Source organism: Vibrio gigantis (genome assembly GCF_024347515.1).
Lineage (GTDB): Bacteria > Pseudomonadota > Gammaproteobacteria > Enterobacterales > Vibrionaceae > Vibrio > Vibrio gigantis.
This window is the reverse complement of sequence record NZ_AP025493.1, coordinates 1,229,031-1,245,262: the sequence shown is the minus strand read 5'-3', so window position 1 is coordinate 1,245,262 and position 16,232 is coordinate 1,229,031. Positions and strand designations below refer to the sequence as shown.

17 protein-coding genes are annotated in these 16,232 nt (G+C 43.8%); 11 read left to right on the top strand and 6 right to left on the bottom strand.

Annotated elements, in window-relative coordinates:
* The first annotated feature begins 437 nt into the window (after positions 1-437).
* From OCV56_RS21640 to OCV56_RS21630, 3 genes are all read left to right on the top strand, one after another.
* Positions 438-2,330: a PTS mannitol transporter subunit IICBA gene (locus OCV56_RS21640; protein WP_086714585.1), complete on the top strand. Its 1,893-nt coding sequence runs from the start codon at positions 438-440 to the stop codon at positions 2,328-2,330.
* 183 nt (positions 2,331-2,513) lie between these two features.
* Entirely contained in the window at positions 2,514-3,662 is a 1,149-nt protein-coding gene (locus tag OCV56_RS21635) for a mannitol-1-phosphate 5-dehydrogenase (protein WP_086714584.1), read from the top strand.
* A gap of 50 nt (positions 3,663-3,712) precedes the next feature.
* On the top strand, positions 3,713-4,249 hold the full coding sequence (locus tag OCV56_RS21630) for an MltR family transcriptional regulator (RefSeq protein ID WP_190960443.1): 537 nt from the start codon (positions 3,713-3,715) through the stop codon (positions 4,247-4,249).
* A 297-nt stretch (positions 4,250-4,546) separates the two neighbouring features.
* Here OCV56_RS21630 and nagB read toward each other — a convergent pair whose 3' ends face one another.
* Positions 4,547-5,347, bottom strand: a complete 801-nt coding sequence (nagB, locus tag OCV56_RS21625; protein ID WP_008216780.1) for a glucosamine-6-phosphate deaminase — start codon at positions 5,345-5,347, stop codon at positions 4,547-4,549.
* Between the two features lie 566 nt (positions 5,348-5,913).
* On the bottom strand, positions 5,914-6,267 hold the full coding sequence (locus tag OCV56_RS21620) for a DUF413 domain-containing protein (RefSeq protein ID WP_019819999.1): 354 nt from the start codon (positions 6,265-6,267) through the stop codon (positions 5,914-5,916).
* A 154-nt stretch (positions 6,268-6,421) separates the two neighbouring features.
* Here OCV56_RS21620 and OCV56_RS21615 point away from each other — a divergent pair, with 154 nt between their 5' ends.
* Positions 6,422-7,312 (top strand): LysR family transcriptional regulator, encoded by an 891-nt coding sequence (locus OCV56_RS21615; RefSeq protein ID WP_086714583.1) that lies wholly within the window; start codon positions 6,422-6,424, stop codon positions 7,310-7,312.
* A 197-nt stretch (positions 7,313-7,509) separates the two neighbouring features.
* Here the strand turns inward: OCV56_RS21615 and OCV56_RS21610 are convergent, their stop codons facing one another.
* Positions 7,510-7,713, bottom strand: a complete 204-nt coding sequence (locus OCV56_RS21610; RefSeq protein ID WP_086714582.1) for a hypothetical protein — start codon at positions 7,711-7,713, stop codon at positions 7,510-7,512.
* 235 nt (positions 7,714-7,948) lie between these two features.
* On the opposite strand from OCV56_RS21610, the gene OCV56_RS21605 reads away from it, so the two are divergent.
* The 3 genes from OCV56_RS21605 (at position 7,949) to OCV56_RS21595 (ending at position 10,447) form a co-directional block, all read left to right on the top strand.
* Positions 7,949-9,325 carry an AlkA N-terminal domain-containing protein gene (locus OCV56_RS21605; protein WP_086714581.1) on the top strand — a complete coding sequence of 459 codons (1,377 nt, stop codon included), beginning with the start codon at positions 7,949-7,951 and terminating at the stop codon, positions 9,323-9,325.
* Positions 9,326-9,390: 65 nt separating this feature from the next.
* Positions 9,391-9,873 (top strand): methylated-DNA--[protein]-cysteine S-methyltransferase, encoded by a 483-nt coding sequence (locus tag OCV56_RS21600; RefSeq protein ID WP_086714580.1) that lies wholly within the window; start codon positions 9,391-9,393, stop codon positions 9,871-9,873.
* A 187-nt stretch (positions 9,874-10,060) separates the two neighbouring features.
* Complete coding sequence (locus OCV56_RS21595) at positions 10,061-10,447, top strand: hypothetical protein (protein WP_086714579.1); 387 nt, start codon at positions 10,061-10,063, stop codon at positions 10,445-10,447.
* Here the strand turns inward: OCV56_RS21595 and nhaD are convergent.
* Together nhaD and OCV56_RS21585 are read right to left on the bottom strand one after the other, a co-directional pair.
* Entirely contained in the window at positions 10,444-11,883 is a 1,440-nt protein-coding gene (gene nhaD / locus OCV56_RS21590) for a sodium:proton antiporter NhaD (protein ID WP_048663927.1), read from the bottom strand. The two genes, OCV56_RS21595 and nhaD, sit on opposite strands and share 4 nt — an antisense overlap.
* 235 nt (positions 11,884-12,118) lie before the next feature.
* Entirely contained in the window at positions 12,119-12,289 is a 171-nt protein-coding gene (locus OCV56_RS21585) for a hypothetical protein (protein WP_167373185.1), read from the bottom strand.
* Positions 12,290-12,821: 532 nt separating this feature from the next.
* On the opposite strand from OCV56_RS21585, the gene OCV56_RS21580 reads away from it, so the two are divergent.
* From OCV56_RS21580 to OCV56_RS21565, 4 genes are all read left to right on the top strand, one after another.
* Entirely contained in the window at positions 12,822-13,559 is a 738-nt protein-coding gene (locus tag OCV56_RS21580) for a nucleoside recognition domain-containing protein (RefSeq protein ID WP_017632374.1), read from the top strand.
* Positions 13,559-14,026, top strand: a complete 468-nt coding sequence (locus OCV56_RS21575) for a YjiG family protein (protein ID WP_004737023.1) — start codon at positions 13,559-13,561, stop codon at positions 14,024-14,026. The genes OCV56_RS21580 and OCV56_RS21575 overlap by 1 nt, the downstream gene beginning before the upstream one ends.
* Positions 14,027-14,636: 610 nt before the next feature.
* On the top strand, positions 14,637-15,023 hold the full coding sequence (locus OCV56_RS21570; RefSeq protein WP_086714577.1) for an MAPEG family protein: 387 nt from the start codon (positions 14,637-14,639) through the stop codon (positions 15,021-15,023).
* Positions 15,024-15,031: 8 nt separating this feature from the next.
* Positions 15,032-15,556 (top strand): DNA mismatch repair protein, encoded by a 525-nt coding sequence (locus OCV56_RS21565; protein ID WP_086714576.1) that lies wholly within the window; start codon positions 15,032-15,034, stop codon positions 15,554-15,556.
* A 37-nt stretch (positions 15,557-15,593) separates the two neighbouring features.
* On the opposite strand, the gene OCV56_RS21560 is transcribed toward OCV56_RS21565, so the two are convergent.
* The gene (locus tag OCV56_RS21560; RefSeq protein WP_086714575.1) at positions 15,594-16,229 is read right to left on the bottom strand and encodes an START domain-containing protein; all 636 of its coding nucleotides are present in this window, start codon (positions 16,227-16,229) and stop codon (positions 15,594-15,596) included.
* Positions 16,230-16,232: the final 3 nt, after the last annotated feature.

Here is a 16,232-nt window from a genome sequence, read left to right as displayed (position 1 = left end):
GAGAATCAGAATATTGAAAGATAGGCTTTAGTTTTCTTTTTGTAATTAAATTACAAAATGATGAGTTTAATTCATCTAAGCGCATAGAAAACACACTTAGAATGGCGTTCTTTCATACGTGTTTTATAGTTTCTAGGGTGTATCTTTTATTAAGTGTGATTTTGATCACTATTTATTTTTTATGGTCACGAATGAAAATGTGATCTTGATCGCGTGTTAATGAGAGTTATTCTCACTAATTTTGCTTTGTAATTTAAATTCATGACATTTTTGTGATCTAAAGCGTTACTGTTAACCCCAAAGTGTTTTTTGTGTGTGATGTTTATCACGAAAGTTGGGCTGGGGTGCATTTTGGAAATGTTGTGATACATTTTAATCAACTTTTGAGCACACACTTTCGGTCATTTGACCAACCAATACACTACGGGGTTCTACCTATGTTATCACCAGAAGCAAAGATCAAGGTTCAAAACTTTGGTCGTTTCTTATCTAATATGGTAATGCCAAACATCGGCGCATTCATTGCGTGGGGTTTCATTACTGCACTATTCATCCCAACAGGTTGGTGGCCTAACGAAACGTTAGCATCAATGGTTGGTCCTATGATTACATACCTTCTACCACTATTGATCGGTTACACCGGTGGTAAAATGGTTGGTGGTGACCGCGGTGCGGTAGTCGGCGCTATCACAACAATGGGTGTTATCGTTGGTACTGATATCCCAATGTTCATGGGTGCAATGATTGTAGGTCCACTAGGTGGTATCGCAATTAAGAAATTCGATGAAGCTGTTCACGGTAAAGTGAAGAGTGGTTTCGAAATGCTAGTGAACAACTTCTCTGCTGGTATCATCGGTATGATCTGCGCAATCATCGCGTTCATCGTGATTGGTCCTGCAGTTAAAGTCCTGTCTTCTGGCTTAGCGGCTGGCGTTAACGTGATGGTTGAAGCAGGTGCACTACCTCTTGCATCTATCTTTGTTGAACCTGCGAAAATCCTATTCCTAAACAACGCAATCAACCACGGTATCTTCTCTCCACTAGGTATCCAGCAATCTGAAGAAATTGGTCGTTCAATCTTCTTCCTAATCGAAGCGAACCCAGGTCCTGGTTTTGGTCTTCTACTTGCTTACATGGTGTTTGGTAAAGGTAGCGCGAAGCAATCTGCTGCTGGTGCTTCTATCATCCACTTCCTAGGTGGTATCCACGAAATTTACTTCCCTTACGTTCTAATGAACCCACGTCTAATCCTTGCTGTAATCGCAGGTGGTATGGCGGGTGTATTCACTAACGTAGTGTTCGATTCTGGCCTTATCTCTCCAGCATCTCCAGGTTCTATCTTCGCAGTATTGTTGATGACACCTAAAGGCTCTTACATCGGTGTGGTTCTTTCGGTTATCGCTGCAACGGCTGTGTCTTTCATCGTAGCTTCAATCCTACTTAAGACTTCAGCTCAAGGTGACGACGAAGATTCACTAGAAAAAGCCTCTGCTCAAATGAAAGACATGAAAGCGTCTTCTAAAGGTGCAGCTGCAGAAGCAAACGTAAACCTAGCGGATGTAAAAGCAGTCTACGTAGCGTGTGATGCGGGTATGGGTTCAAGTGCGATGGGTGCAGGTCTGCTACGTAAGAAAGTAGAAACAGCTGGCCTAGATATCGTGGTAACCAACTACGCAATCAACAACCTACCTGCTGATTCGCAAATCGTTATTACGCATAAAGACTTAACAGACCGTGCACGCAAAACCGTTCCAGGTGCAATGCATATGTCTCTGAACAACTTCCTAGACGGTGGTGTATACGACCAGCTAGTTGCTGAGCTTACAGACGCTCAAAGTGGTGAAGCGAAAGTAGAAGCTCCGGCTCCTGCAGCGGCTCCAGCACAAGAAGGCAACAAGCTTGCACTGACTGACGACAGCATCTTCCTTGGCCTAAAAGCGACTCAAAAAGAAGACGCAATCAAGTTCGCTGGCGACCAACTGGTAAAACTTGGCAATGTATCACCTGAATACGTATCTGGCATGTTTGCTCGTGAAGAGCTTGTGTCTACCTACCTAGGTGAGTCTATCGCAGTACCACACGGCACAATCGAAGCGAAACAATACGTACAAAAAACCGGCATCGTTTTCTGTCAGTACCCTGAAGGTATTCAGTGGGGCGAAGACGAAGATGATATCGCTAAGATGGTTATCGGTATTGCCGCACAAGGCGATGAGCACAACATGGTGCTGATGGCTATTACCAATTCACTTGATGATGAAGAAGCTGTGGAATGCCTACAGAACACAACAAACCCTGCTGATGTTCTACGTATTCTCAACGGAAACTAAAAAGCTCTAGTCAAGCTCCTGAGTGAAGGAGGCCAGTATCCCCCTACTGGCCTCATTTTCGGTCTTAATCTCTCTAAGAAGATTCAGTCTGAATAGCTTACTGCTTAATGCCTAGGGCACATCGTCAAGGCATGTTGTTGAGCAGTTAGCTATCTAGATTCAAATATTTATAAGGTCAAAATTATGAAAGCGTTACATTTTGGTGCAGGTAATATCGGTCGTGGTTTCATTGGTAAGCTTCTTTCTGACGCTGGTATGAAGGTTACGTTTGCTGACGTAAATGAAACGGTTGTAAATGCGTTAATTGAACGCCAAGAATACCCAGTTAAGATTGTTGGCGAAGAGTGTGTTGTTGAAGTTGTTAAGAACGTGACAGCAGTAAACTCGGCAACAAGCGCAGTGGTAGATTGCATTGCTGAGTCTGACATTGTGACAACAGCAGTAGGTCCTACTGTTCTTAAAATCATCTCTAAGTCTATCGCTCAAGGCATTGAAAAGCGTGCAGCAGCAAACAACACTGCGCCAATGAACATCATCGCGGCAGAGAACATGGTTCGCGGTACTAGCCAATTAAAAGCAGCGGTTCTAGAGCACCTTTCTGATGAAATGAAAGCCTTCACTGAACAGCACATTGGTTTTGTTGATTCAGCGGTTGACCGTATTGTTCCACCGGCAGAAGCTGGCGAAACAGACCCACTAGCAGTAACGGTTGAAACGTTCAGCGAGTGGATCGTAGACCAAACACAATTTAAAGGTGAGATTCCAAACATCCCAGGTATGGAATGTACGGATAACCTAATGGCTTTCGTTGAGCGTAAATTGTTCACGCTAAACACAGGTCACTTGGTAACGGCATACCTTGGTGTGCTTGCAGGTCACGAGACAATCAAAGACTCTATCGAAGACGACAAAATCCGCGCTGAAGTAACAGCAACGATGGAAGAGAGCGGTGCAGTTTTGATCAAGCGTTACGGCTTCGATCCTGAAGCACACGCGGCATACATCCAGAAAATTCTTGGTCGTTTTGCGAACCCGTACCTACGTGATGAAGTGGATCGTGTTGGCCGTCAGCCTATCCGTAAGCTGAGCCCACAAGATCGTCTAGTCAAGCCATTGAACGGTACGCTAGAATACGGTCTTCCTAATGCGCACCTAGTAAAAGCGATCGCAGCTGCGTTCCATTACAAGAATGAAGATGACCCACAAGCGGTTGAACTTCAGGCAATGTTCGCAGAAAAAGGTTTTGCTGAGACATTAGCGCATTATTCTGAGCTGAATATCGATTCAGAAGTTGTTAAACTAGCGGAACAAGCTTATCTAGCATTGAAATGATAAATCATCAAAGTGCCACCCCGGTGGCACTTTCTTATTGCCGAGCCGTTATGCCAATACAAACTAGCCATGAAACTGAATTACTTGAAGCCCTATCAGAAGCTGAGAGTGCTGGCGCCTGCCTAATGGCTGCTTACGATGCATTGGATGACACGGTCGATGCCGTATTAAAGAATATCTTCAAGAAAGACGATACTGCAATTAAGTTTGTTGTAGAACCTCTTCTTAACAGCGGTGGCCCGCTAGGCGAGATTATGATTCGCGCTAAGCTACTATTAGGGCTTGGTGTTATCAGTAAAGAGCTTTATGACGATTTAGAGGTTTTCGTTACCTTGAAAGAGTGGGCGAAAATACAGGGCGAAGACACCAGTTTCACCGAAGTCGACATTATATTTGAGCTTAATAAGGTACACGCGATCCAGCGTATTATGCCAATCGAATATGATGCGGAGATGGTGGAGACCATGTCTGGTCCAATGCTTGAAATGTTCTTGGGGCGACATAATCAAAAAGTGAAGTCGACGATCGTTTTAGCGATCACTGACATTATCACTACCTTGTGCCGAGATAACGCGCTGAGTTCTTAGCTTTCTACTTTTCGTTCACTGTGTCGAGCCTTCACATACTTATCTAGCATTTGCTCGTTTGTTTTATTCCAAAACTTAAATTGATGGCGGTTTCTCTAGCTTGAGAAATCGCTTTTTTGTATTCACTCCAGCTCTCCTATCTCTTCCAAGCTAAGCATGACACGAATTGACGATTATTGTGTCGATTACTATCTGCACCTTTTGTTTTAATCGCTGGGTAGTTTTGTACCTTGACCGCGAATTTCAGGTACAAAAAAAGCCACATTATGTGGCTTTTTGTTTCAACAAAACCTGAGATTATAGGTCTTGGATGTTCTCAGCTTCTAGCTCTTGGAAGTAACGTAGAGTCTTAACTTTTAGCTCTTGTTGAGCAGGCTCATCAGCAACGATGATCGCTTTACGGTGCATCTGTAGAGCTGTAACAGTCCACATGTGGTTTACAGAACCTTCGATAGCCATTTGAAGCGCTTGAGCTTTGTTGTGGCCTAGAGAAAGGATCATTACTTCTTCCGAATCTAGAAGAGTAGCAACACCGATAGTTAGTGCGTATTTAGGAACTTGGTTGATGTCGCCATCGAAGAAACGAGAGTTCGCGATACGAGTGTCTTCAGTTAACGTTTTGATACGAGTGCGTGAAGATAGAGAAGAACCAGGTTCGTTGAATGCGATGTGACCGTCGATGCCTACGCCGCCCATGAACAGGTTGATTTTGCCGTATGAACGGATTTTCTCTTCGTATGCTGCACAGTGAGCATCGATGTCTTCAGCTTGACCGTCTAGCAGGTTGATGTTTTCTGCTTGGATATCAACGTGGTTGAAGAAGTTCTCGTGCATGAAAGTGCGGTAAGACTCTGGGTGGTTAGGGTCGATACCAACGTACTCATCCATGTTGAATGTTACAACGTGCTTGAAGCTAACTTCGCCAGCTTTGTAAAGTTCAATTAGCTCAGCGTAAGTAGTTAGAGGTGTGCTACCAGTAGGAAGACCTAGTACAAATGGACGCTCAGCAGTTGGAGCGAATTTGTTGATCGAATCTGCGATATGACGAGCAGCCCATTTACCTACTTTTGCTTTGTTGCTTAATGGAATAAGTCTCATTGATTTTGCCCCTAGAAATAAAATTTTATTGTGTTCTGAAACATTAATTCGCATTATAAAATAAGTTATCCAGTTCCGCTATTGTTTTAGGTCAAGTTTTTGCTTTTTTCGTCATATGTGTGACTGGAACTCTCAAAATTGCACAATTATTGTATGGATATTTAGTAACGTTAAACAAGATTAATACGTTTGTCATATAGAGCAATATTGATCCAATTCAGCGCCTGAAAGGGATGGTGTTTCTACGTATTAATAGGTATTGAGGTTTTGACATACTTCGGCGTATTAACAAGCTTTGAAAGTATAGTTGAGGCTAGAAAATAATGATGGCAATGAGGTGCTATCGTGATGAAAGACGGGAGCGGGATAAAGAACGATGAATCTCATTGGGATGAATCCCTAGGATATTGAGTAAGAGCCGTATTTTATTCACGCTATCGCTATGAATTTTATATAAATATTGGTAAAAGTGGACAGTTTGGCTAAACTTATCAATTACAATGAAGATGTGTGTTTGAAGGCAAAAAAAAGCCCAAAGTGATGAGGTATCACTTTGAGCGGTTTTACTAATCTTCTAACACTAACTCACTTTCGTATTCTTCCCTAGGCACTTCGCCGCGTTTGCAGCCGTTTAGGGTATGAAAGCGACGGCGTCCACGAGCCAGTTGAATGTACTTCAACCAAACACGCTCTAACTTGGACTTTGCCTTATGAGGGTGAGACAACACTTTAATGAAGTGTTTTTCTTCTGCATTGATTGGTGCTAGCTCACCAGTCTCAAGTGCAAGCATAGTGTCACCAAACAAGGTTAGGATTTCCTCTTCTGAAAGAGTAAAATCACCCGACTTAGCGAACCCTCGTGGGAATTTAATGGTGTCATAAAAACGTTTTTTTCCGTGACGGAATTCGGTCTCAGACATATCAGCCTCAGTAATGTGGTTAGATAGAAATTAGTGTTTATTGCTCACGCGAAAATATTGTTAAAAGGCTAAAATAGGAAACAAAACGTTTTTGCCTTTACGATAAACAATCCTAGATCGGCTAGTTAGCAGATTTATTACAGAGATGTATTTGATGGATGTGAAAGTATTTAGAACCTTTCTTGAGGTTGCAAGGGTGCGCCATTTTGGGCGTGCAGCTGAAAACTTGTATTTAACGCAAGCGGCGGTGAGTGCGCGAATCAAACAGCTTGAAGGCTATTTTGATACTCAACTTTTCATTCGTGACCGCAATAACATCAAGCTCACGTCTTCCGGTGAGCGTTTGATTGGTTATGCTGAAGTGATGGTTTCCACCTTACAACAAGCGAAATTTGAACTGTCGTTAGAGAGCGGGAAGGCCTTGCAGTTAACTCTGGGCGGTACGCCGAATATTTGGGATGCGTATCTGCAAAACTGTTTAAGTGTGGTAACTGACTCTTTTGGCGGTTATGGCTTTATGGCAGAGGTGATGGGGCGCGAGCAACTGAACCGTAATTTGTTAGAACGAACCTTAGATATGGCTTTCGCGTTCGATCAGATCAAAGCAGAAGAACTGAACTGTAAAAAAGTCGCTGATCTTGTGTTGGTCTTGGTATCAACACAACCTGATGATTTAGAATCCGTGTTTCAGCATAAGTACGTTTATGTGGATTGGGGAACGCGTTTTGGTTCTGAGCACGCAGAACGTCATCCAAAAGTGCCAGCACCTTATCTTCGTACCTCTACAGCCCGTATCGCCCTCGATTTCATTTTAGAGAAAGGCGGTAGTGCGTATCTTCCTGTGTCTCTAGTCGAACCTTTTATCGATTCAGGTCAGCTGCATAAGGTGAAAGGGGTTGAAGACTGGTATCGTCCAATTTACCTAAGCTACCGTAAAAGCAGTACCTCGGTGGATGCGATTATGCAGGTTGAGAAATTGGTTAATGAGATTGACCCATCGACTGCTTACACATTGCAACAAGCCGCTGAACAAGCTCCAGAGTAACGACATTCGCTGTAAGCAATTGCTTTGTTGATTAGATCCAATAAAAAATGGCTCCTAACTAGTTATATAGTTGGGAGCCATTTTTGTTTTAAACCAGAGATATTCATACTGCCCAAGTTAGAGAAAGCTCTAAGTCGGAAAACCGTTTAAGCCTGGTATGTGAAGCTTCTTTAAAAAAGCTCTCTTTCTTAAAAGCCTTATAGGTTCATTAGATTCTCAATAGACTCCTCGAGAGAGTGTGACATGTACGAATGGATTTGATAGCCATCCGTTGCATCAATCTCAATCATAGAAATCCCGTTGTCCGCTTTGTCTTCAAGAAAGCTCAGAGACTGCTCGACTGATCGACTGGTGAGAACCTGTTGGTTTGATAAAACAATACGACACGTGTGAAGAACCATAGCCATTTCCTTTTTATATTCGATAGGTCTTTGCATCTTGGCGTGCTAAGTACCGATCGTTGACGTTGTGAGAAGAATGCCCTCTCTAGGTTAAATTTAGTCGAATTGAATAAAATTAAAACCTTTTTTGTGATTTATCTAACCTTCACTTCCGAAAGTGGCTAGCGACGATGCTGGTTCACGGTAAACTTTTAGTTATCGGAGCAAAAGCTATGGCAAATGGGAAGAGCACAGAATGTCGGAAAATATTCATCACAACAGTACCTTAACGAGTGAGCAGTGCCATTTGGCTCGATATGCGCGAGATGCTCGCTTTGATGGTATGTTTTTTACAGCGGTGAAAACGACAGGGATTTTTTGTCGTCCGATTTGCCCAGCAAGCCCGCCCAAAGAAGAAAACGTCGAATATTTTTCTCATCAAGCTCAAGCATTGAAAGCGGGTTATCGTCCTTGTTTGCGTTGCCGACCAGACAGTGCGCCTTTCTCTCCGGCATGGAAGGGCGTTGAAACCACTTTTTTACGTGCGATGCAGTTGATTGATAACGGCGCGCTGAATTCAGGATCTATCGTTGACCTTGCAACGCGGTTAGGTATTTCCGATCGTTACTTACGGACCTTATTCAACAATTACATCGGTGTGTCACCCAAGCAGTACAGCCTTTATAGCCAATTGATGTTCGCCAAACAGTTGCTACATACCAGCAGTATGAGCATTACTGATGTCGGCTTTGCGAGTGGCTTTAATAGCACACGTCGCTTTAACGATGCTTTCCAAAAAGAGTTGCAGCTTTCGCCGAGCCAAATTCGACGAACGAAACCAAGTGACACACTGAGTAATCATATTCAGCTTGGTTTTAATGGGCCTTTAGACTGGAAGCACTTGTTGGGTTTTTATCGACGAAGAATGATTGAAGGCTTAGAAGAGGTTGGCGAAGATTGTTATAAGCGCACGGTGAATGTGAACGGGGCGAAGGGGTGGTTCAAGGCGACTTTAGCCAAAGAGAACCGCTTAGATATTGAGTTTGAGTTGGATGATATAAGCCAATTAAGAAGCTTGATTACGAATATACGACGTATGTTCGATCTTGATGTCGATATTGTAAAGGTCGAGGCTTTCTTTGCGACGATCGATCCTAACTTGGTGGCTAAGAGTGGTATCCGTATTCCTGGCGTGTGGAGTGCTTGGGAAGCCGGAGTGAGAGCGATTTTGGGGCAGCAAGTCTCGGTAACCGCTGCAATTGGTCAGCTCAATTTATTGGTCAAAGAGCTTTCTGAAGCACATGAGGAGGTTAGCTTTCCCATGCCGCAACAGATAGCGGAGGCTGATTTGAGCTTCTTGAGAATGCCGGGAAGCCGCAAAGAGACCTTAAAGCGTTTTGCTGAATACATGGTCGACAATGAAGCGGAGCATCCTTCTAAATGGATTGCGCTAAAAGGTATTGGGCCTTGGACGATTCAATATGCACTGCTTCGTGGTTTAAGTGAGCCTAACCATCTGTTGGTTGGCGATTTAGTGGTGAAGAAGTTTATTGAGCATCGTCCCACCATCAATATAGAGAGTGTTTCGCCTTGGGGTAGTTACGCGACGTTCCACTGTTGGAATCAGTCTTAATAGAAATAGCTATCCACGAACATCAGCAATCCACAAACATCTGCAATACCAAGCTAGGAGATATTATGGCTAACCGATTTACTTATTATGAGAGCCCGTTGGGAACCGTGACTTTACAGGCGAACGATCAAGGGTTGCTAGGCCTATGGTTTGAAACACACACCACTAAGCCGGAACAGTTGGGTGTTCAAGATGATAGCTTTCCGATCTTTCTAGTGGCAATCGAGCAGCTTAATCGCTATTTCTCAGGTGAAACTATCCAATTTTCTGTGCCTATCGCAGCCAAGGGTACGCCATTTCAGCAGTCGGTTTGGCAGGCGCTGACGACCATTCCTTATGGAGAGACTTGGAGCTATGCACAACTGGCTGATGCAATAGGTAATCCGAAAGCTGTTCGTGCTGTGGGTTTGGCGAATGGTAAAAATCCGGTTTCAGTGATTGTGCCGTGCCACCGTGTGATTGGTAAAAATGGCAAGCTGACGGGTTATGCGGGTGGCGTGGAGCGTAAACAGCGCTTATTGGTGATAGAGGGGAGAGAACAAGACTAGAAAGCGGTTTAGCCAGCGACTTGAAGTGTTGCGTTGTTCTTTGGGATAAGGTTGAAGAGTTTGTAGAACTCAAGAGCGAACCTTAAGGGCTCTCAAACTGTGACTTTGCAATAAAATTTGGGCTTGCTGGAAAATACTTGTTTGGTTGCATATTCTTTAATCATGTTCTCTAGGCAAGGATGCCCAAATGAATAGTCATCACTCTTTGATAATTGGCTGCAGTAGCGCGCTATTGCTAGCCGGTTGTTTAACCGATACCAGTCGTCCCTTCGAAGTACCACAGCTTGTTCTGTTCAAAGGTATGTATGAGAACGCAGATAATGACAGTTTTCTAGTTTTTGAATCTGGGCAAGTGACCTATCAAACAACGGATAATTCCGTGACTCGAACCTATAGTGTCGAAGGTGATTTGCTCAACATTAAGTTGAATTCAGCGAATAGCCGATCAGATTCTGGACTGGTGATGCGAATACAACACGAAGGCGAGGTGCTAACCTGCAATCGGTGTCCAGCAATGCAGTTAAGCAATGTCTGGACACGCGTTGAACAACCTTTGAAAGGAGCATCGAATTAGAAAAGCCCACCATTTAACCATAAGTGGGCGGCGATACTGACGGCATATCCAATCATGATTACTGGCATCCATTTCAAGTGGCCAAAAAAGGTGTATTTACCATGCGCCGCTCCCATTAATGCGACACCTGCTGCACTACCAATAGATAACAAGCTGCCGCCAACGCCTGCAGTTAAGGTGATCAGTAGCCAGTTGCCCATCGACATTTGCGGCTCCATGGATAACACGGCAAACATCACCGGAATGTTGTCGACAATCGCAGATAAGATCCCCACCATGATATTGGCCCAAATAGGATCCCATTGGCTATACATCACGCCAGAGGCAAGTTCCAAGTATCCAAGCAGACTCAAACCACCGACACACATCACCACACCGTAGAAGAACAACAGCGTGTCCCATTCGGCATGCGATACTCTTCGAAAGACATCAAATGGCACAACAGAACCGAGTCTCTTTAATGCCCCCTCATCATTATTGGCAATCGCCACCGCTTTTTTCTTGGCCAGTGAATTAGGTAAGGTCTTACGCAAGAAATACCCAAAGAACTGTAGATACGCCAGCCCCATCATCATCCCCATGACCGGAGGGAAGTGGAGTACGGCATGGAAAGCAACCGCAGTGGCTATCGTCATGATGAACAAGAACACGATGCGTCTTGCACCACGTTTTAATTCAACGTGTTGATGCACCGTATCGGGTTGGGTTGTTGGAACAAAGTAAGACATGATCAGTGCAGGGACGAGGTAATTCATCACTGAAGGAATAAATAAGGGAATGAACTCACTGAAGCTCACATAACCAGCTTGCCACACCATCAGTGTTGTGATGTCGCCGAATGGGCTGAATGCGCCGCCAGCGTTAGCGGCTATTACGATATTTACACAGGCTAAGTTAACGAATTTAGGGTTGGATCCTGCGACTTTCAGAACCACGGCACACATCAATAGAGCTGTCGTGAGGTTGTCTGCGATAGGTGAGATAAAGAAGGCCAGAATACCGGTTAGCCAGAACAGAGATCGGAAGTTAAAGCCTTTGCCGACCATCCAAGCTTGCAACGCATCAAACAGTCTTCTCTCTTCCATTGCGCTGATGTAAGTCATAGCGACGAGCAGGAAAAGTAATAGCTCGGCGTATTCAAGTAAGTTGTGTTCGAGCGCTTGTTTAGCGACTTCAACGAGGTTGTGTTCTTGGTAGGTAAAACCAATGATTATCCAAATCAGTCCAGCCGCAAGTAGCACAGGCTTGGATTTTCGGAGCTTTAGGTACTCTTCCATCATCACTACAATGTAGGCGATAACGAAAATGGTCAGTGATAGGTAGCCGACAAATGAGTTAGTTAGCTTGAGAGGCTCCCCTAATTGAGAGGTAGCCGCGCCTGCTACTGAAGAAAAGAAGAATAAAAAGAGAACAGCAGGAAGCTGGATACCTAACATGAATTACGCTCCAAAGTTAATAAGTTATTAACACGCGTAAAAGCGTAGACCTAAATAACCATGTGGAGTGTGATAGATATCTTAATAATTCAATAGATTATAGTGAAAGCAATAGACTGTGATGTGAACGAAATACGGTCTTACATGCTCAAAATTACTGTCTTGAGAACTCAAAGTCTAAAGAAAAAGCCCTACCGGATTCACGGCCGATAGAGCTTATTCGAAATTGCCAATATTATGCTGCATTGAGATCAAACGTCAGTGTTTGCTCTGCAGCACATACTTCAACAGGCCAGCCGTAGGATTGGTATTCCAGCGCCAGTTTGTCCGCTACTGCGCGAGATACCGTTGCAGTGATCCACATGCCCTTGCCCATTACCTGATATTTGAGTGTTCTCATTTCCATCGTAATCACCGTTCTCCTTCTATATTGGCTGCGCGAAGTCTATAGCACCTCTAAGAACTGAAATTTCAAATTAAGCTCAAATGCTTTATAAAATGGCTCACTGTTTGGGCTTGGCTCAAAACTCAATCAACTACGGGCAAACGATTGTATTTTGGAAGGAAGATCACCTTATAAGTCTCTGTATTATAATTGAATTAAAATTGGACAAAAAAACAATGTAAGAGATCTCTTACAGCATTATCAGAGATCGTATTAGGTAAAAACCTCTCACTAGAAGCCAGACTTGTGTGGCGATTGTGTGCGTTTTTGGTTGCGCTGTTGAAGCAATATTTGTTTAGTTTTGTATGTGAAATATTCTAATTTATTTAGCGTATGGTCCCACTTTTAAACCCAAATCACAGTTTTATATGTTGCTGTGTTTCTTTTATTCAAACCGATACGCTATTTGATTTTGGTCATTAACCTTTCGCTCATTAGTTTGCACTATCTATACGTGTTCTGTTCCACATAAACGAGATGTATAGAGGTCCTTATGACTAATCCAACCAAAACCGATCGTAAAGTCACGATCGGCAGCTATATCGCACTCGCATTCGCGATTGTGTTCTTTTCTGGCTTAATGCAGTCCAATGAATGGTATGGAGTGTTCGACTTTACAACACTCAATGGCTCATTCGGTAAAGTTGCTTACGATGTAAGTGAATCCGCTGATGGTATCCAAGCGGCAACCACCTCTTTGCGTGGTAAAGGCGGTAGTGGTGCGCGTGACGGTTTCATTTTTGCTTTGACACTTATTCCGACCGTGATGTTTGCATTGGGCATGATCAACGTGCTTGAGCACTACGGTGCACTTGATGCGGCTCGTAAACTGCTGACACCTCTACTTCGCCCTCTGATGGGTATTCCGGGTAACTCAGGCTTGGCACTGATCGCTTCCTTGCAAAGTACCGATGCTGGCGCAGCGATGACACGTCAGTTAAAAGATGAAGGGCACCTGACTAAGCGTGAAACCGATGTATTCACTATGTTTCAGTTTACGGCTGGTGCAGCGATCGTTAACTTTTTCTCGTCTGGCGCGGTGTTGTTCACTCTAACTGCGATGGATGGCTCTTTAGCGGTGACATCGTCAATTGGTCTTGCGGTAGCTGTGATGTTCATCTTTAAGTTTGTCGGTGCGAACCTGTTCCGTATTTACCTCAATATAACTGAAGGCAAAGAAGACAAACCAAAATCAGACAAAGAACAAAAACTGGAAGAGGAAGTAGCATAATGAGCGAAGTTAAAGCAAAGAAACCAATGGTTACTGATATATTCGTTGAAGGTGCTAAGAAAGGCTGGGTTATTGCAACTACCTCTACGGTACCAAATGTTCTAATGGCGTTTGTGATCATCAAGGCATTGCAGATCACAGGTGCGCTGGATTTGATGGGCAGTGTGTTTGCTCCAATCATGGCGGTATTTGGTTTACCTGGTGAAGCGGCAGCGGTATTGATTGGCGCGTGGATGTCGATGGGTGGCGCAGTGGGCGTGGTAATCACGCTGTTTGACCAAGGTATCCTAAACGGCAACCATATTGCAATCTTGGCGCCGGCTATCTACTTGATGGGCTCTCAGGTGCAATACATGGGCCGTATCATGGGGCCAATCGGAACTGAAGGTCGTTACATCCCGGTGATGATCGCCATCTCGGTATTGAATGCCTTTGGTGCGATGTTCCTGATGAACATTATTCTATAGCCTGACTTCTGAAACTTTTTAGGCTTTAGAAAAAGGAAACCCCGTTTGGCTTTCACCAAACGGGGTCTATTCTTTTCGTAGCCATCCTGCTACTGCGCGTTACTTATCTTTCAATAGGCAACTGGTGCTCCCTGCATCATTCCTTGACGTAGCTAAATCCTTTAACCTATCCAATTCATCGCCTTCCTAGCGGTGTCCTTGCTAACTCATCATCCTGATGAGTGACTCTATCCTAGAGCAAAACTTCCTTGCTGATAACTCATCCTAAGCCATCAAATCTTCATCCTGAAGATACCTAATCCGTTAGGGTTTTTCCTGTTCCTGCCAACTCCCTGTCGACACGTACATTAAACACTTTCTGGGTTATGCCGACAATTGACTTCAAGAAATTAATCTAAGGGTCCAGCTAAAGAAAACTGTGCGGACTCATACAAAACAAGGGCTTGGGTTTGTATTTTAGGAGTTTTCTGCGAAGCTTGATTGTGATCTCTTACGTTCGGTGTGAGAGATCTCTTACAAGCGCTCGGGCGCGATTATTATTTTATCTTGGCGGTTATGGTCGAACAGATAAAAAGAACACTGAGTAAACACAAATTAATAGGGAAATATGATGGTTACAGCACTTTATGCAGCCTTGCTGACGGTTGTAATGATTTGGTTAGCGATTGAGGTGATTAAGCAAAGGCGAATCAATCTTGTTGCTCATGCTGACGGTGGTGTTGAGTCGTTACAGGTAGCACGTTCGGCGCAAAGTAACGCAATGGATTACATCCCAATTACGGTGATTTTGATGGGATTGTTAGAAATGAATGGTGCCGGTGTGTGGCTGATTCATGTACTTGGTGTGGCGTTTATTCTAGGGCGAGTTATTCATGCAAAAGGCATTTTGGCAAAGAATTTCAAAGGTCGAAAAGCAGGTATGGTTATAACGCTTATCTGCATGATCTCTTTGATTGTCCTAAACTTAGCTTATCTACCTTTTGATAAAATGTTCTAGGGAGCATTATGGCGTTGCGCCTTCCTCCTGCTTGGGCAATTGTCCTCGCAGGCTTGATACTCAATATCATGGCGATTGTCATGTCGAGCTTAGTGCTCGATGAAATTGAAGCTGAGAAAGCGGAATACAACGATCGAAAATACGGCAATGTTTACTCAATACAACTCGCTTGGAATACGATCGAAACCCTAGAGCGCAAGCGTGAAGCGATTCTGATTCACCTTGATAAACCGGAAACAGTGCAGCCAGCAGGGGTTCTCGATGAAGCATTGCGCGGGCAGCTTAGGCGTTGGGTAAATAGCGAAGTGCCAAATATTTCTTTGGCTAACTTACCGAAACTGATGATGTTGATAAACAGTGCTCAAGAAGCGCAACGAACTCGAATCGATGACTACTATTTAGATAACCTGACCTTGGTTGAGTTAATCCAAAAGATTGATGAGAAAATGGATTTTTATAAGAACATAGCCCTGTTTCTTCAGGTGTTTGGTTTGGCGCTTATCCTAGCTCGTGACCTCGCGAGAAGACCTTAGTCTTTTATCTTATTTCCTACTTATTCAACTTTTCCCGTTAGCGAGACTCATTTGGTAGGTTAGGGTGCTGTTGCTCTTGGTACGTTGGAAGCTGGTCTTTAAGCTTTTTGAAGGTACTGAACGCGTTGTTGGCTGATAAGCGATTCATTAACCAGTCAGGCAAGATACCGCCCGCGTTCGCATATGCCGTATAGGTGATGTGGGTCAGGCCATTAGTTAGAGGCTGTAAAACCCAAAGCGCATCGACCTCGTTGATTCGAATATACCCCGACTCTTTAGCCAAGTAATTAGATGCATCTTTAATGGTTAAGGTGAATTGACCGTCTTCTACTTCATATTTCGAATATGTCACCATATCTCGGTCGCGAGCAGGCCAAGGAGCTTTGAACTGTGTGTAGACGATATTCTCATTGCTAGAGATTTGCATTAATACTTCACTGTGCGACACATTGTCGATCCAATTCGGCACGTTATCGCTGTCTTCCAATAATAATAGAAAACCTGAGTAGCTCGTTTCGACCTGCATTTGGGCTCGAACTTCAACAAGACCATTCCCATGATTACGCTTATGAATGGTGATGCCATCTCCACTTTTAACGAACTGCCACGGAGTCGCATAAGAGAGCGTTGAAAATAGACAGAGTCCGAGTGCCAAAATCCTAGGTAATATCATTAT